The 17,778-nt window shown below is 54.6% G+C and carries 15 protein-coding genes and 1 pseudogene; 14 read left to right on the top strand and 2 right to left on the bottom strand.

Annotated elements, in window-relative coordinates; all coding sequences use genetic code 11:
- Positions 1–11: 11 nt before the first annotated feature.
- The gene (locus R3C20_12815) at positions 12–791 is read left to right on the top strand and encodes an SDR family oxidoreductase (GenBank protein MEZ6041381.1); all 780 of its coding nucleotides are present in this window, start codon (positions 12–14) and stop codon (positions 789–791) included.
- A gap of 142 nt (positions 792–933) precedes the next feature.
- Positions 934–1,140: an RNA polymerase subunit sigma gene (locus R3C20_12810; GenBank protein ID MEZ6041380.1), complete on the top strand. Its 207-nt coding sequence runs from the start codon at positions 934–936 to the stop codon at positions 1,138–1,140.
- 5 nt (positions 1,141–1,145) lie between these two features.
- Here the strand turns inward: R3C20_12810 and R3C20_12805 are convergent, their stop codons facing one another.
- Positions 1,146–1,958: a class I SAM-dependent methyltransferase gene (locus R3C20_12805; protein MEZ6041379.1), complete on the bottom strand. Its 813-nt coding sequence runs from the start codon at positions 1,956–1,958 to the stop codon at positions 1,146–1,148.
- 42 nt (positions 1,959–2,000) lie between these two features.
- Between R3C20_12805 and hisF the strand changes: the two genes are divergently transcribed.
- On the top strand, positions 2,001–2,912 hold the full coding sequence (gene hisF, locus R3C20_12800; protein MEZ6041378.1) for an imidazole glycerol phosphate synthase subunit HisF: 912 nt from the start codon (positions 2,001–2,003) through the stop codon (positions 2,910–2,912).
- 233 nt (positions 2,913–3,145) lie between these two features.
- A complete protein-coding gene (locus R3C20_12795; protein MEZ6041377.1) occupies positions 3,146–3,934 on the top strand; it encodes a phytanoyl-CoA dioxygenase family protein in 789 nt (262 codons plus the stop codon).
- Between the two features lie 31 nt (positions 3,935–3,965).
- On the opposite strand, the gene R3C20_12790 is transcribed toward R3C20_12795, so the two are convergent.
- Positions 3,966–4,970 (bottom strand): sugar phosphate isomerase/epimerase family protein, encoded by a 1,005-nt coding sequence (locus R3C20_12790; protein MEZ6041376.1) that lies wholly within the window; start codon positions 4,968–4,970, stop codon positions 3,966–3,968.
- A gap of 712 nt (positions 4,971–5,682) precedes the next feature.
- Here R3C20_12790 and R3C20_12785 point away from each other — a divergent pair.
- The 10 genes and pseudogenes from R3C20_12785 to R3C20_12740 all read left to right on the top strand — a co-directional run bounded on the left by R3C20_12785 (position 5,683) and on the right by R3C20_12740 (position 17,770).
- Positions 5,683–7,836, top strand: a complete 2,154-nt coding sequence (locus tag R3C20_12785; protein MEZ6041375.1) for a matrixin family metalloprotease — start codon at positions 5,683–5,685, stop codon at positions 7,834–7,836.
- A gap of 366 nt (positions 7,837–8,202) precedes the next feature.
- Entirely contained in the window at positions 8,203–8,826 is a 624-nt protein-coding gene (locus R3C20_12780; protein MEZ6041374.1) for a sigma-70 family RNA polymerase sigma factor, read from the top strand.
- Positions 8,816–11,680, top strand: a complete 2,865-nt coding sequence (locus tag R3C20_12775; GenBank protein ID MEZ6041373.1) for a protein kinase — start codon at positions 8,816–8,818, stop codon at positions 11,678–11,680. Before R3C20_12780 ends, R3C20_12775 begins: the two co-directional genes overlap by 11 nt.
- On the top strand, positions 11,589–12,077 hold the full coding sequence (locus tag R3C20_12770; protein ID MEZ6041372.1) for a hypothetical protein: 489 nt from the start codon (positions 11,589–11,591) through the stop codon (positions 12,075–12,077). Before R3C20_12775 ends, R3C20_12770 begins: the two co-directional genes overlap by 92 nt.
- Positions 12,078–12,341: 264 nt before the next feature.
- Positions 12,342–12,539, top strand: a pseudogene (locus tag R3C20_12765) (DUF1559 domain-containing protein).
- Between the two features lie 125 nt (positions 12,540–12,664).
- On the top strand, positions 12,665–13,198 hold the full coding sequence (locus R3C20_12760; GenBank protein ID MEZ6041371.1) for a DUF1559 domain-containing protein: 534 nt from the start codon (positions 12,665–12,667) through the stop codon (positions 13,196–13,198).
- A gap of 197 nt (positions 13,199–13,395) precedes the next feature.
- On the top strand, positions 13,396–13,983 hold the full coding sequence (locus R3C20_12755; protein MEZ6041370.1) for a HEAT repeat domain-containing protein: 588 nt from the start codon (positions 13,396–13,398) through the stop codon (positions 13,981–13,983).
- Between the two features lie 7 nt (positions 13,984–13,990).
- Complete coding sequence (locus R3C20_12750; GenBank protein MEZ6041369.1) at positions 13,991–15,247, top strand: hypothetical protein; 1,257 nt, start codon at positions 13,991–13,993, stop codon at positions 15,245–15,247.
- A gap of 37 nt (positions 15,248–15,284) precedes the next feature.
- Positions 15,285–16,544: a glycosyltransferase family 4 protein gene (locus R3C20_12745; protein MEZ6041368.1), complete on the top strand. Its 1,260-nt coding sequence runs from the start codon at positions 15,285–15,287 to the stop codon at positions 16,542–16,544.
- Positions 16,545–16,597: 53 nt separating this feature from the next.
- On the top strand, positions 16,598–17,770 hold the full coding sequence (locus R3C20_12740; GenBank protein ID MEZ6041367.1) for a glycosyltransferase family 4 protein: 1,173 nt from the start codon (positions 16,598–16,600) through the stop codon (positions 17,768–17,770).
- Positions 17,771–17,778 lie beyond the last annotated feature (8 nt).

Raw genomic sequence — 17,778 nt, 5'->3', positions numbered from 1 at the left:
CGGAACCACGAATGGACCTCGGCCTCACTTCGAAAGTCGTTGTTGTAACCGGTGGTGCAAGCGGAATCGGTAAGGCCGCGGCAGAAATGTTCCGGCAGGAAGGTTGCCGCGTAGCAATTTGGGACCTGAAAACAGATGGACCGTCACACTGCGATACCGCAATTTCCTGCGACATCACGAATTCTGGTGAAGTCGAAAAAGCCTGGCAGGATACCGTCACGCAGCTCGGAAGAATCGATATCGTTGTTCACGCTGCTGCCATCGGTTCCGGAGAATTCGGGTTTCCGTATTTTGATGTCCCACTGGAGGCCTGGCCCGAGGTTCTGAAGGTGAACATCGTTGGCATGGCAAATATCGCCCAGGTCGCCGGGCCCGCCATGGCAGCTCAAAAAGCTGGCGCGATGGTTTTCATCGCCAGCGTTGCTGGGCAGATGGGTTCACAAACGGATCCCCCTTACAGCGCCAGCAAAGCAGCGAATATCAATTTTGCTCAGTGTATGGCCAAAGATCTGGCGGCGTTCAATGTCCGCGTGAACACGGTTTGTCCGGGCATGATTCAGACACCTCTCAACCGATCCGTCTGGCAGGCGTGGTACGATAAACAACCCGAGAACCAGCGGCTTTCATACGAAGAATGGGCTGGGCAAAAAGTCAGCAACGTGGTTCCGTTAAAACGGTGGCAGAAACCAGAAGATGTTGCCGCTATGATCGTTTTTCTGTGCAGTGACAGGGCATCAGAGGTTACCGGCCAGACAATCAATGTCGACGGTGGAACAGTCATGCACTGGTAAGAAAGCAGTCGCCATCTGCGATAGTTACTTGACGATACTGCTCAAGCGTGCAGAATCCGCTTACGGCAGCCAACGAGGCTGCTGGGATGCGTGAAGTAGTTTGAATGCTCCCTGGCTGAATGACTCTAAGGAATTGAATACGATGAGCGGCCCCATAGTTCGCACCGGTACGACTCCAAAATTCTGGAAGAACTGGGACAACGTTTTCGGTGATAAGTCCGGCAACGGAGGAGCGGAAAAGAAGGAAGTGAATGCCTTCGCCAAGCCGAAGAAAAAGACCGCCAAAAAAGCGGCACCCAAGGCGGCCGCTCCAAAGAGTTCAGGAAAGAAAAAGGGAAAGAAGAAGTAGTCGCATCACCGCCCCGGGATCCAGATTGCCGGGGCGTCTTCTTTTCCAGTGGCACTGATCTCACGGGGTAAACGTCGAGCCTTCAAACGCAGATACGGGGGAACAAAGCGGCCACGATACCCGAAATGGGAAACATCGACCTGATAATTCGCACGTTTGGGTTCGCGAAAGTCCTCGACGACAAACCCTGAACGGCAGAGTCCGCCAATCAGATCTTCCAGTCGATGCAGATATTCAGTCGCCCCGGTCTCACGATAGCTCTCGTCGCGTTGCCGCGGAATCGGACCGTCGTGGTAGTATTCGACGCCAATCACAAACTGCTGCCGTTCATTACGATGACTGATCTGCAGGCTGACTGGCTGCTTGTGCTGGCTGATGTAGGTTCCGTTGTCCCTCAGAACCCGGGCGACCTCAGAATACACGGCTTTCACGTCGGGGACATAGCAGGTACTGACCGGTTGATGCACAATGTCGAAGCACTGGTCAGCCAGACAGTTCAGGTCATCCATGGATCCCTGAACCAGCTGAACCCGGACGCCCCGTTTCTTCGCCTCCCGTTCATCCAGTCGAAGCATGGAATCACTGATGTCCACAACCGTGACATTCGCTCCAGCCACCGCATACAGAATCGACTGCCAACCGCCCCCCGACGCCAGGCAAAGTACGTTCAGACCGGCCACGCTGGCAGGGAGCCATCCGCGACCATCCAGAACCTTCATCGGGTCTCGACATTCGGCATCCGACGCAACTTTGGCAAACTGACTGCCACTATCAGCCAGGTCATTCCACGCCTTCTGGTTGCCTGAACGATAATCCAAAGGAAGCTCTTTCGTACTGAGGTCTGGTGCAGGACAGGCGAAATGCCATCACAACTGGGGACAATTGACACCAAGTGCGAGACAATTCGCGGCACACTTGTTCCAGAGACCGGTGTGGGGGAGCATACCGGACTGTTGTCCCATCAATCCAAATCTGTCCCGGAACCCACACCCAGCGAATCAACAATGCTTGCGAAGCGTATTATCCCTTGTCTCGATGTGCATGCCGGTCGCGTTGTGAAGGGCGTCAATTTCCTGAACTTGAAGGACGCAGGCGACCCGGTCGAAATCGCGCACAAGTATGAACAGCAGGGCGCGGACGAATTGGTCTTCCTGGACATTACCGCGAGTCACGAACAACGCGACATCATCCTTGATGTTGTCTCCCGGACTTCCGAAGTGATTTTCATGCCACTGACAGTGGGTGGCGGCATCAGAACACTGGATGACATCAGAAGACTGCTGAATGCCGGGTGTGATAAAGTCTCGATCAATTCGACGGCTGTCCGGGATCCTGATTTTGTACGTGAAGCCGCGCTTCGATTTGGAAGCCAGTGCATCGTCGTCAACATCGATCCAAAACGCATTCAGAAAGATGGCAGAGAAGTCTGGGACGTACACATCAACGGTGGACGGATTCCGACAGGTCTGGAGGCCGTTCCCTGGGCTCAGGAAGTCGAACAACTTGGAGCGGGAGAAATCGTTCTGACATGCATGGATGCTGACGGAACGAAGGACGGATACGATCTCGAGATCACCCGCGCCGTCGCAGATGCTGTCCGGATTCCTGTTGTGGCGAGCGGCGGTGCCGGATCGCCGGAGCACCTGTATCAGGCCGTCACTGCTGGAAATGCCAGTGCCGCACTTGCAGCCAGCATCTTTCACTACGGTGAATACACCATCGAAGAAACCAAACGTTACATGGCGGAACGCGGTGTGCCCGTGCGACTGTAGCCTTGCCTCACATCGCTTTTGAATCGCGCCAACGCGGCATTCCTGAGAAGGGCCCTCGACATCCGGTGGGGCTGAATTTCAGGTATCGACATATCTCAGCGACCGTGGTTTCGCAGAACTGGATGTGAAACAGTTCAGGCTTTCTCTGGCCCATTGCAGTTGACACAATCAGCCGTGACTGAAGAGTCGAATTTCTGTCGGACAACTTCGCCGTTCTCAAAGGGATGAATGCCGTGAGTGAGTTTAATGTCACCGACGATCAAGTGGCCCGGTTCATTTCTGATGGGTTCGTGATCGTTCGCGGCCTTTTTAACAGTGACGAGATGTCAGGGCTTTTGAAATATGCCCGGGGCGACCAGGCGCTGATTAATGAATCGTATGTACGGACAGATGCTACCGGCGGCGAAACACGATTAGCCCTCCGGAACGATCTGGATGATGCATCCGTCTACACAGCCGTTGTTCGCAGCAACAGAGTCGCCGGGACAATGGCAAAACTGCTTGGTGACGAGGTCTACCATTACCATCATAAGATGACGCTGAAGGAACCTCGAGTGGGCGGGGCCTGGGAATGGCACCAGGATTATGGATACTGGTACAACTTCGGATGTCTTTACCCGGACATGGGCAGTTGTATGATTGCCGTTGATCAGGCAACGAAAGAGAACGGCTGTCTTCAGGTTATCCGTGGTTCTCACAGAATTGGCCGAGTCGACCACATGAAGGTGGGAGAGCAGGTGGGAGCAGACCCTGTTCGGGTTGAGGCCGCGCTCGCGCGACTTGAGCTGATCTACTGCGAAATGGAACCTGGTGACGCCGTCTTCTTCCATGGCAATCTGCTGCACCGTTCCGACAAGAATACGTCGAGCAATTCGCGATGGTCACTGATCTGCTGCTACAACACCCGCCACAATGATCCATTTGTGACGGGCGGTCGACATCCCAATTATTCGCCATTGGAAATATGGGAAGACGGCAGAGTGATGGAATCCATCAGACGCCAGGTTGGCAATCCATCCTGACAGGACCCGGTGCTCACCCGGATCAGAAACCTTATGACAGCCCTGCTGTGATCAGGTCACTGAGGTATTTTCGTGATCGATTGATCTCAGCAGTGACTTCTTCGGCCGTTTCAAGAATTGGTATCCCCCGCGGGACCGGATGCATGAAGATTTCCGTCCATCCGGTGTAATCAATATCCGCCAGCGCTTTCAGAAGGGGGCGAAAATCCAGTGGGCCTCGCCCCGGCATTTGCAGTAATTCCTGTTCCTTGGGGAGTCGCGTCATGCATCCATCTCCGTGCTGCCACGCATAGAACATCGCAAGCGATGGCCCCAGGGTACGAATCAGGTTCGCAAGCTCGTCCGGGTCCTGTGCAAGATGGTACGGCGCCAGGGCCACCGCCAGATGACGGGAAGGACTTAGTTCCGCCAGATACTTCAGCGAATCCGCGGTTTCAAAAAGATTGTTACCATGATTCTCAATAGCAATGGTGACGCCCGTCTCTTCTGCGACAGCCACATGGGGTTTCATTTGCTCAACAAACGCCGAGACTGCTGCTTTCAGTTCTGAACCCTTCAGACCCTTCGGGCCTACTCCTCCCGTAACCATGGTGGCGCAGCCAAAGCGACTGGCAAGTCGCATTTCATCCTGCAGACCAAACGGCCCAAGTTTGTATTGGGTAATACAACCAAGCGATACCTGATGTTTTTCCAGCATCGCCCCAAATGTGTCCTCGCCAATGTCAGCCAGTTGTTCGCGCTGGTTGCCATGTCGCTTTGGCCAGATGTCGATGGCCGTCGCGCCACACTTCGCGACTTCAGGAAGTATCTCCCCAATGTACATGTAACCATACATGCATGAGCCGACGATGTACTTCAATTTCAGACTCGATTCTTCATCGCGGAGTGGTGATGAAGAGGTCTTTGACGGAACAGAGCCCCTGGTTGCATTACTCGAGAAAAGGCCGGCGGCAATCCCGACTGCTGAACCCGCAAAAGAATTCAACGCCTGTCGCCTTGTGACAGAAGATTTGTCGTTCGAATGAATGTTTCGCATCGATTGTCCTTCGGGGGCTCAGTTTTCGACGGCTGTCACTTGTCGCGAGGAAAGCAGTCCCCCTCATCGCAGTCTGCACTGATCTCCTGGCCGGCATCACGAACTACTTGATGAGTGCGCCAGCGTCGTTCATCACGAACCTTACGTTTTCCAATGCTTTTGGGAATTAAGGAATCTCCTGTTTTCGTGTGGTTTCGAAAACAGTACAGGTCAGCAGCCTGCTGGAAAACGGGACTGGCTCGAGCAGGAGACCTTATAACACGACGATCTCCAGTCGTCCTGGGTGCCGGTGCCGGTTTTTCAACGCACAGGTCAGGCGTTACAGGACTTGAAATTCCGGACCGGCTGACTGTGGCCAGTGATCTGATGACTCCGAGAAGCCGAATCCTGGCCGTGACGTTCGCCGAATATCGCGTCTCCGGTTCTCCCAGGCAACTGCTCATCGGTCGGCGGTGATCTCGCCTGGAATCAGGGATCGCGGCACTCCCGAATGGGTTGTCGCCCACTTTGTCTGGATATCTCAGGGTCTCTCGCAAGACCGGGGCAGGCCTCTGGAACATTCACAGTTCCGTGCGATTCTTACTTCCTTCTGGGGCCGATCTCCGTCTTGTCCGGCATAATTCACAAAATTCCGTTTTTCTTTGGCGGACCAGGACCTGCAACTCGGCTACTCTTCCATTGCTGGTCCTGTCTCCATCGAAAGTCTCGCACGATGCTCCACACTTCTGTGTTTTCCCGGCCATTTTCACGTGCGCATGCGCGCCGCAAGCGGCAGCTCTTCCGTCAGGCTTCGAGTCCCGAAGTTCTGGAATCGCGAGCTTTGCTATCCGGTTCCGGTGGTACGACGTGGGCAGATCCGTCGAATTTAACGGTGAGTTTTGCGCCGGATGGCACCGACGTTGTCGGGCAGACCAGCGATCTGTTTGCAAAGCTGGATGCTTTGGCATCGCGAAGCGAATGGCAGAAAACGGCGTTTCGAGCTTTTCAGACCTGGGCGACTGAAGCGGACGTCAACATCGGCGTTGTTGATGACGGCGGTCAGGCATTCGGCACCATTGGAGCCACCCAGGGCGATCTGCGTTTTGGTGACATTCGGCTGGCTGCCGTTCCACTTGCGGGTGATGTCTCGGCCCTTTCGATTTCCAGTGATGTTGCGATGTCGGGCACGTGGGTTGGCGACATTATTATCAATTCCGAAGCAGACTTCACTTCCCTCGATCAGTTCTACGCAGTGATGCTGCACGAAGCCGGTCACGTGCTGGGACTTGAGCATTCGGACGACTCTTCGTCACCGATGTTCGCCTCCCCGAATACCGACCGGAATTTGCAGCCAACCACTGCTGACATCCACGCCCTGCGTTTGGCGAATGGTTCTCGCGTGCCAGACGCCAACGAAAGCAAACGTGCCAACGATACCATAAAACGCGCCACGCGCATCAAGTATTCAGCAACATCCAGTGGATACGATGGGCAGACACCTTTGCTGTCTTACGGTGACATCACAACGCAAGAGGATGTCGATTATTTCGTCCTGCCCACGCTCAGCAATTACAACGGTCCGTTGACGTTTTCGCTGCGATCAGAAGGGCTTAGCCTGCTTTCTGCAAAGATCACTGTGCTGGATGATCGCGGTCAGATCATCGCAAGCCGCACTTCCGGCGGTCGGCCGGGCGGGGATCTGTCGGTGACCTTTCACCATGATGACGACGATTCCGAATACATCGTAAGAGTGGAGGCCGATCCGCAGGCCGGTGTCTTCGCAGTTGGCTCATTCGCTTTGGTGACAACATTTGAAACACGAAATCAGGTCTCCGGAGAAACGTTGAATGAAGTTCTCCGGTTACGATACGACTTTCTTGCAGAAGAAGAACGGCGTGTGCTGTTCGACACCGGTGCAGAGCCTGCGTTTTTTGATGACCTTCATCTGGATGACACCCTGGCAACGGCGACAAGCCTGAAGTCTCTGCCCCACTTCGCAGAATTCCGCGAATACGAAACGACGGCAGGAATCTCTGACCTGACCGACACCGATTTCTACTCGGTGAAGGCACCTGATTTCAGCGATAATGATTCGCGCGTCATGACGATCAGCGTGCAGGCCACTCGAATCGGTGGCCTGTTGTCGGATGTCGCGGTTTACGATGCGAGTGGTATCGCGGTGGATGCGAGGGTGATCACTCACAATGCGGGAACGCTAACGGTTCAGGTCTCGGGAATTCAGTCGAAGAAGACGTACTTTGTGCGTATCAGCAGTAGTCAGTCGGCAGGTCGATTTGCAACGGGTAATTACCGGCTGAGTGTCAGTTTTAATCAGCCGGAAGTGGTGCGGAATCAGCTCTCCACAGGTGAGTTGAGTGCTGTCGATGGAATTCAGGGATTTGCCTTAGACATCAATCAGACTCAGCTCTTCCAGCTGGCACTGACCAGTACCATCGTCGGCACCGAACCAGTCGCTGTCCAGCTTTCCATCTATAACGCCCGGGGCGCACTCATGCAGAGAGTGGTGGGGCTTGCTGGAGATACTCGAACAGGGCAGACATTACTGTTGACCGTCGGTACCTACTACGTTCGGGTCCAGGCGATTGGCCGGAACAATCAGCCTGTCCCCCGGATCGACTGGTCAGTCGAAGGTACAACGATGACGGATCCGACAGGCCCGATTCTGGGTGATCCAACCAGCGAGCCACCATTACCCGATCCGACACTTGACCCGATCGACGTCGTCGACTGGCCCGCCGTGATTGACGATCCTCTGATTGAAGATCCGTTGATTAATGATCCCTGGTCCGAAATTCCTGACGACCCTTTTCTCGACCCGTTCTTCGATCCAATGACGGATTCGCTGCTGGTGTGGTACTGGATCTGACCTCAGAATACGCATTCCGTGATCAGATCGTGCGTGGGGCGACCACTCGTTTTTGATTGTTCCAGGTTGTTCGCGGCATCACGTCGGCTTCCGCGAAGTCAGCTGATACCAGGATTTCCTCCGCTATGGATTGAGCCCGGCAGCCATGGATACCATGGACAATTTCTGCTTTGGCATGTGGCGTCCCGAGGTTATGCTGCCTGTCGTTGATACTTGTTCGGAGGGGCACTCGCTGAACGTCATCTCTTTGAAGCGGTGGAAATCTCTTCAGATTCCGTGGCGGTCAGGACACCGGGAATCGGCTCCTCTGCTTCTGGCGGCCAGTTCGCTATCCAATGTGTGTCTGGTGTGACACCGGAATATCTCATGCCCCACAATCGTACATTCGACTCAGAATCAGCATCTGACGAAGAACTCCTGCGACAGTTCGAAGCAGGTAAGGAAGATGCGGCAACCGGACTTTATTTTCGATACGCCAGGAGGCTGTTTGGGCTGATCCGTCATCAGATGTCTCCCATGTTGCAGCGACGCGTGGAAGCAGATGAAATTGTTCAATCAGTTTTTCGTTCCTTCTTCCGCCGCGCACGGGCCGGACAGTACGACGTTCCTGAAGGTAATGAACTCTGGTCTTTATTGCTGGTCATGACACTAAACAAAATCCGTACAAAGGCTGACTACCATACCGCTCAGCGCCGTGATGTGAGAAAAACGTCGGTTCAGAAAACTCAGGAGATTGATCGATTTGCCTCGGTCGCCGGAGCCGGTGATGAAGAAGCGCTGGTCATGCTTCAATTGGTGATTGACGACCTGCTGGAACACCTGCAACCTCAAAAGGCAGAAATGATACGGCTTCGCATTTCCGGATGGGAGGTTCAGGAGATTGCCGATCAAACAAAACGTTCCAAACGAACTGTCGAAAGAACGCTGCAGGAATTCCGCGATCGACTCACCACCGAACTCTCCGAAATCTCAGACAACGATGACACCTGATCCCTCCCTCAATGACAGACTCGTCAATGTCGATTCGTGTGTTGAAGCCTACGAGTCCGCCTGCACAGTCAACGGCACGGCTAACCCTGACGAATTCCTTCCCGAACGCACGCATCCTGACTTCCGCACGATCGCCATCGAATTGCTGCGCGTCGACCTGGAATACAACTGGAACGAAGGTCAACACGATCGACTGGATCAGCACTTTGAAAACTACCCGGATGTACTGAATGATTCCGATGCCATCAGCCAGCTTGCGTTTGAGGACTATCGGCTGAGACTTCAGGCGGGACAGTCCGTGACACCGCAATTCTACGCAGCGCGGTACGGCGCCAATGTGACCAGCTGGCCGGACACTGCACAAGCCTCAACATCGGATTCGTTGCCTGCCCTGAGTTCCGCCGAGATTCACGACAATCTGCCGCCCACATCAGACCGAATCACACCGTCGCAGCCAGAGGCTCATCGAGACACCGCTACGAAGTTTCAAACTGCAGCTTCCCGGAGTGAGCTGGTCGATGTGGCTATCGGACGTCGGTTTCTGAGCTTCGAGATTCTGGCGGAACTTGGCGCGGGAATTGGCGGGCGAGTCTTTCTGGCCCGACAGCCGGCACTGGCAGAACGCAACGTTGTGCTGAAAGTTACACACCACAGAACCATCGAAGCGCAACGGCTGGCAAGCCTGCAGCATAGCAATATCGTGCCTGTGTATTCCGTTCACGACGGCGAGAAACTATCCGCCATCTGTATGCCGTATCTCGGCTCCACGATGTTGAGTCACTGGGTGCAACACTTGCGAAGTCAGCCACTACCTGCCACAGCATCCCGGTTTCTGAAGACCTTTGCACATGCGCGAAGTTTGCAGGCAGTCAGCCTGAAGGAAGTGATTCGACAGTCGCTCGGTGAGACGGCAGTTGGCCGTCAGGCCATCAGAGAATCAGACGTTTTCACGTTTCCATTGCTGCAACAGGCTCAACAAAGTGAGGACAACTATTGCCGACTTGTTATTCAACTGGCAAGGCAGCTCGCCGACGGGCTTTCTCATGCCCACCAATGCGGCATTCTGCATCGGGATCTCAAACCAGCCAACATTCTGCTGACGGATGAAGGCCAGCCCATGCTGCTGGACTTTCATCTGTCGCTGCAAATGAATGATCACGCAACAGGGCATGAATCGGCTGGGGGGACTCTACCTTACATGAGTCCCGAACAGTTGCGTTGTCTGACTGACGATCCCGCCGCCGCTGTTGATCAACGGGGTGACATTTATTCGCTGGGAGTCATTCTGTTTGAACTGCTTACGGGACAACTCCCGTTTGCGACATCAACCGGCAGGCTTACTGATGTCATCGCCCGAGCCATCGATGTGCGTTTGGCCGTTCCTTCCCCGCGAACCATCAATCCGTGCGTATCCCCTGCCACAGAAGCCATTGTGCAGAAGTGCCTGCAACCCGACCTGCACGGCCGCTACCAGAATGCGCAACAGTTGGCCGACGACCTGCAGCGCCAACTGGAACATCGACCGCTGCTGACAGCCGGTAATCCTTCAATCAGAGAGCGGGTACAGAAATGGTTCCGCCGACATCCCGGAGCAACCTCAACCACAACCGTTTCTGTCATCGGCAGTCTGCTGCTTCTGTTTGGTCTTGCAGCATGGAATGTGCGAGAACACCGACTGGCGACGCTGCAGGCCTTTCAAACATTTACCGAGGTTCAACAGCAATTTCCTGAAGCGATGGCTGCTCTCTCAGTTCCCTCAAGTGCTCCCAACGAACGAGAGATCGCACTTGAATCGGCGAAGCAACTGATCTCCACGTACGATCTGACTGCAGACAGGCCCTGGACCGACCGGCCCGCATTCCGTCTGCTGCAGCCCAGTCAGCAAACATACCTCAGGAATCGCTTTGGTGAGTTGCTGTTCCTGATGGCCAGCGCAGAATCTCCGCTGGTATCCGGTCATAAGGGTGTGGAACAGTCGAGTGAAACGGCAACAGTCACCTCGAAGAGTGATGTCCACGAGACCAATGCTCTGTCTTACAACCGCCTGGCCGTAAGTTGCTACGCGGATACCGATATCCCGAGCGCGCTGTTTGATCAGCAGCGTGAACTTCATGAACACAATGGCCTCGAACTGCAGTCACTGTCAGCTCGCAAGGCAGTTTCACATGATTCTGCGGCCGATCGCGTATCCGAAGGCACATACTTGCTGATGCACAACCGCGTGCATTCGGCTCTGAAGATCTTTGAAGAACTCGGACGACAGTTGCCGGACGATTTTCAGGTTTGGTTTCGTCTGGGCATGTGCCGCTATCAAGTCGCGCAGTTTGCGGGAGCACGCGAATGCTTCACCACGTGCCTGGCCATCAGTCCGAATTCTCATCAGGCCCTGTATTGGCGCGGCATGACCGAACTCAGGAACGATCAGTTCCCGACCGCTCGACAGGACTTCCAGCGTCTGCTGGATGAAAAGCCGGGCTACGCGCGGGCTCTGGTTTGCCGCGGCCTTGCATGGATGGGAGAACATCAATGGAAGAAGGCAGCGGACGACTTCAGTTCCGCGATTGACCTTGGATTTCCTCAGACACGCATCTACTTTCTGCGAAGCCAGTGCCACCAGAAGCTTGGCCAAGAAGCTGCGGCAAAAGCAGATCGCGATCTCGGATTACAAATGACGCCGACCGATCCAATAAGCTGGGTGTCCCGTGGAATCGCCCGTTTGTCCGCGAATATCAATGGTATGCCGGATGCGGAAGGGGCAATCGATGATTTCCGCTGCCATCCGGATCAATTCACTGGAACACGAAGCGTATCGCAATATTGCTCATGTTCTGGCAGAGAAACTGAACCGCACTGAAGAAGCTGTGGCCGTATTGAACGAGACCCTCACCGAAACCAACGAGGATGCTTTATGCTGGATGGGCAGAGCTGTTCTGCACGCTCGCCTGAACCACACCGAAGCGGCCCATGCTGATATGGCAACTGGACTGAAATTCAGTCAAGCACCGCTGGTGTTGTATCAGGCCGCGTGCGTGCATGCTCTGGCACCTATGGACGATACATCCGTCGCACAGGCGCTGCGACTGGTGGGGCAAGCCCTCGAAAAGGACAGTTCACTGATCGGGTTGGCGTTATCCGATGCAGATCTCAAACCACTGCAATCAAACGACCGATTCCGCAAACTAATCGCAGCCGCTCGCATCATGCAGCTCATGAATGCCGACGAACCTTCGAGCGCAAATCTTAAGAAATGAAGAAGTTTCCTGGCGGTTCAACGCGGTTGAAACCACTACTCCGAAATGCAGGCGGCATTCGTGTCTGCCAGGGCAGACTGAACTCAGATGATCACACCGAAATGTGAGCGGCGAATCGCGTCTTAATCATCTGCCATGTATTTGCACAGTTCGTGCACGCAGCATTGTTGTCATTTACACGTGCCCTTTCCTTCATTCGCTGCTTGTTGCTTCATTCGACGGAGTCTGTTCATGAAACGACACGCTACCGATGCGCGAGGCCTGATGCGAATCAACGCACCTGCATCACGATCCGGATTTACACTCATTGAACTTCTGGTCGTGATTGCGATTATCGCAATCCTGATCAGTTTGCTGTTACCAGCTGTACAACAGGCTCGCGAAGCAGCTCGTCGAACACAATGTTCCAACCATCTGAAACAGATTGGTCTGGCCTTTCACAGCCATCATGACCAGTACGGATTCTTTCCGACTGGCGGCTGGAACTGGAATACCCCGCCCAGCTACAAGAATGGGCATCCTGATGTAGGCGCCGACCGCGCGCTGGGTGGGGTTTCCAGATTTTGCCGTTTATCGAAGCATCCAGCGTGTGGCAGGCCGGAACAGAAACGGCCGTTGGTCAGACGAACCCCATATTCTTCTGTCCGTCCAGACGCAGTCCACAAACGGTGACAACAACTGACAACTACACGCCTGCTCTGACGGGTTCAACAATCAAGCGGGCACTATGTGATTACGCAGCTGCCAATCGCGATGGGTCCGGAGTTGTCCAACGATTTGTGCCGCGCCGAATTCGTGACGTGACTGACGGAACATCAAACACACTGCTTGTCAGCGAGAAACGCCTGAACCAGGCATTCCTCGGTCAGGAGCAGGACGACGACAACGAAGGCTACACGGCCGGATGGAACTCCGACACATTACGCAGTACGGAGAAAGTTCCGCTCCCCGATTTCAGCGGACTCGGGGACGGCGACGATCGCTTCGGGTCGTCCCATCCGGGTGCATTTGTCGCCGTACTCACCGATGGCTCGACTCGCAACATCAGCTATTCAATCGACGGTCACCTCTTTAGAAACATTGGTGACATCCGTGATGGAGAAGTGGTCTCAGAATACTGATCGACGAAGGTTGATCCACAGGGAAGGATTCCGTCAGTCGCCAGCTTCGTGTCGCTTCAGTCGATCCATTTGCTCCGTGTCCCAAAGAGCCGGCCGTCCGCAGTCATCTGACGTGTCGGCCAGAGGTGAAACGAGTTTCACATATGTCTTGCAGCGTTGCTGTTCGCACTCAGCGGGCAGCAGTAAGGAGAAACCTCATGAGCCATTCATTATGGCACAAGTACAGAAGACCCCTTGCCATTGCCGGGATTACAGCGAGTGGTATGTTGGCGATCAGCGTCATCACGCTGCGTGCGGATTCCGTAGCTGATCTTTCTCGCCAACTGCAGAACTCAGATCCTCAGGTCCGTTACGAAGCAGCAAAGCAGCTCGAAGAGCTGGGCCCCAACGCTCACGCCGCCGTCAATGAGCTGGCCGTCACGATGTCGGATGAAGATCCCAAAGTCAGATATCGATCTGCAAAAGCTGCTGTCCAGAATGGGAGAACTGGCAGCAGCGGCGGTGCCTTCGCTGATGGAAGGCCTGAAGGATCCGGAGCCGACGTCCGTTACTACTGTGCGAAAGCACTCTACAAGATCGGTGAAGCCGCAGAGCCCGCAAGAGATGCTGTTGCAGCCGCACTGTCGGATGAAGATGCGGACATTCGTCGCTATCTGGTGAAGGCACTGAGCGAGATCGGCGAGGAACATGAACCGTCGATGCGGGCAGTGGAAAAACTACTGAAAGATCCCAGTCAGGAAGTTCGAAAGGCAGCGAAAGATGCTCTTGAAGACATGCAGGACTAACCGGCCAATGCCGAAGAGTCATCCCGTGCGAGTTATGGACGACGCGATTGCCTTGATACCAAACATGTGTCAACGGCGTCCTCGTATTGCCTTGTATTCTCATGACACGATGGGAATGGGGCACCTGCGAAGGAATCTCCTGATTGCTGATTCTCTGACTGCTCAGCCGGTTAATGCCGAAGCACTGATCATTTCCGGTGCCAGAGAAGCGGCTTTCTTTGCTGAGCAGGCGGGTCTCGACTGTGTGACACTGCCGTCGCTGCATAAGGACCTCTGCGGGCGGTACACCGCGCGCAATTTCGATTGGTCCCTTGAACAGATCCTCTTCTTTCGTTCTCGAATTATGTCCGCAGCGCTGGATTGTTTTCAGCCGGACGTACTGATCGTTGACAAAGTGCCGCGAGGGATCGGCAATGAACTGGATCCGGTGCTGAAGCAACTGCGTCGAAGAGGGCATACGCACTGCGTGCTGGGTCTGCGCGATGTGCTGGATGATCCGCACATTGTTCAGGAGGAATGGTCGGCCGGAGCATGTGACATTGCTGTCGAACAGTACTTCGACGAAGTCTGGATGTACGGAGATTCCGCTGTGTATGACGGCGTTGCCGAATATGGCTTTTCGAAAAGCGTTGCCGACAAAACGCGATTCACGGGATTCCTGGATCAGACAACGCGACTCAACGGTCGAACCAACTTTTCGCTGCAGGCGAATCCCGGTAAAGGCACACCGCTGGCACTGTGTGTGGTCGGCGGTGGGCAGGATGGCTTCGAGCTGGCCGCCGCCTTCATTCGCGACGGCGTTCCGTTCGGCTGGACGGGGGTTGTCATTACCGGTCCCTGCATGCCGCTGCCACAGCGAAATGAACTGAAACAAATGGCGTCAGCGAATCCGGAAATCGAAGTGATCGATCGCCTGGTGGAAACTGACGAATGGCTCAGCCGCGCCACCCGCGTTGTCGCCATGGGTGGATACAACACCGTGACTTCCATCCTGTCTTTTGCCAAACCAGCTCTGATTGTGCCGCGAATCAAGCCACGTCGTGAACAAATGATTCGCGCTGAACGACTTCAGTCACTGGGATGGACATCGGTGCTTTCCCCTGACGAGGTGCAGGTCGGATCAATTCGCCGCTGGCTGGAATCCGAAACAGTTCCGACGCCCGACACAACCTCAATTAATCTGAACGGATTGCAAACGATCAACCGGTATCTGCAGTCTGTTGTTCCCAGGTTCGCGACCGTTAGTGAACCCACGATCCGTTGAGACGGCATCGATTTTGTTCGAAAGAGAGATCCAACTCATGAACTTCAATACTCTGAAAGTCGGCTACGTCGTCAAACGTTATCCGCGATTCTCTGAAACCTTCGTCGTCAACGAGATTCTCGCTCACGAAGCGGCCGGGCTTCCCATTGAAATCTTTTCTCTGCGGCCTCCCGTGGATACCCACTTTCAGGATCTGATTTCAAGGGTCAGGAGCCCCCTGACGTACCTCAGCTGCGGGCGTATCAGGACGAACGAATTGTGGGACGCAATAAATCGCTGCGCTGCGGTTCATCCGGGGACATTCGTTGCCATGGATGGCCTGCAACGTGAAGATTCACTGGATGTCTATTGCGGCCTGCAGTTGGCAATCGAGGTCGAACAACGTGGAATCAACCATCTGCACGCTCACTTCGCGACCAGCGCTGCCGCCGTGGCAAGAATTGCGGCTCGACTGGCAGGTATCACGTATTCCATAACAGCTCACGCTAAAGATATTTTTCACGATAGTGTCAGTACGGAAGATCTTGCTGTCAAAATCCATGACTCTTCTGCAACAGTCACTGTGTCAGATTTCAATCTTCGCTTTCTGACACGTCTGTTTCCGCATTTCAGAGATCGGGTTGTGCGTATCTACAACGGGATGCACCTGAGCGACTTCCCGTTTCAATTGCCCATAAACCGTCCCGCTCGAATCGTGGCTGTCGGTCGGTTCGTAGAAAAGAAGGGCTTTGGTGATCTGATTGATGCGTGTGCCATTCTGCGAGATCGCAATGTTAGTTTCGAATGCATACTGGTTGGAAGTGGTGACCTGGAACACGCTCTTGCCGCACAGATCCAGCGTCAGCAACTGTCCAGTCACGTCGTCCTGGCAGGTCCCTGTCCGCAGCGCGAAGTCAAACACCTGATCCAGAATTCAGCGGTAATGGCCGCGCCTTGCGTGCTGGGCGCAGACGGCAATCGCGATGGGTTGCCTACCGTGCTGCTCGAAGCCATGGCCCTTGGAACTCCCTGCGTGTCCACGGATGTCACCGGAATTCCGGAAGTCATTCGCCACAACGAAACCGGGTTGCTTGTCGCTCAGAATGCCCCCGAATATCTGGCGAACGCACTGCAGCTGTTGCTGCAGGATGCGGACATGCGAAAACGTTTGGCTACGGCTGCTCGGCAAATGGTCGAATGTGAGTTCGACGTCGTCCGAAGCACGGAACAATTGCGAGCGATGTTTGGTGAATCCGCCGGCAGGATCCAGCAACCCTTCTCAGAAGCCCGCAGTCAATTGGCTTTGAGCAGTCCGTAAGACAACTGGCCGCCAGGAGTCAAACCATTTGATATTGAGCGAGAGAACAGGGTATGAAGGTTGCATACGTGTGCGCAGATGCGGGAGTGCCAGTATTTGGTACGAAGGGTTGCTCGATCCATGTGCAGGAAATCGTCAGAGCGTTTCTGCAACGTGGCGACACGGTGGATCTGTTTGTTGCGAAAGTCGGTGGTCATACCCCACCCGACCTGTCGAATTGCCGGGTTCGCGAATTCAGAACGAGCAAACAAGCGTCCGTTTCAGAACGCGAAGCCGCCCGGCAGGAACTCGCCGGAACGATCGCTCAGGCCATCCCAATGCAACAGTATGACCTGGTGTATGAACGCTATTCGCTGTGGAGCGACATGACTCAGATGCTGGCAGCCCGCAATAATGTTTCCTCAATCCTTGAAGTCAATGCCCCGCTGATTGACGAACAGTTGACGCATCGTGAACTACTGGACAGAGAATCGACCGAACGTATTACATTGAACGCCTTTCAGCATGCTCAATCCATCGTGGCTGTTTCCAGTGAAGTGGCAGATTACATCCGTCGCTTCTGCGGTCGAAAATCAGGGAGCTGCCCGGCAGGCTTGCGGGTTGTGCCGAATGGCGTGGACGTGAACCGTTTCCATCCCGAAGTGGCAGTGATCGATGGCTCCGAAGACTTTACGATTGGATTTGTCGGATCGCTGAAACCCTGGCATGGAGTTGAATCGCTGATTACTGCCTTTGCCCGATTTACAGAGGCCTATCCAGAATCTCGTCTGAAGATCATTGGCGACGGCCCCATGCGAGACGTGCTGAAAGCAACCGTTGAACAGTCGGCTTCAACTTCCAGACAGCGAATTACGTTCACTGGAGCCGTCGCGCCCAATCAGATGCCACACCACCTTGCGTCGATGGATGTCGCGGTCGCCCCGTATCTGAAGAACGAAGGCTTCTACTTTTCTCCGTTGAAGGTGTACGAGTACATGGCGTGCGGTCTGCCGGTTGTTGCCAGCGACACTGGTCAGCTATCGACCCTCATTGACCACGGCACCAACGGACTTCTATACAAGCCAGGCAATATTGATGAGCTTCTGAAGGCTCTTGTCAGGCTTGTTGAATCGACTGAACTACGAGAGAAACTGGGACAGGCTGCGCGTGCCACGGTCGTGCAACAGCATTCGTGGCAGCACTGTCTTGACCGCGTTCTGAATGATGTGGTCTGCGCCACCGCGTAGACGAACAA

Source organism: Planctomycetaceae bacterium (assembly GCA_041398825.1).
In the GTDB taxonomy this organism is placed as follows: domain Bacteria; phylum Planctomycetota; class Planctomycetia; order Planctomycetales; family Planctomycetaceae; genus F1-80-MAGs062.
This window is presented reverse-complemented; position numbering and strand designations above follow the sequence as displayed.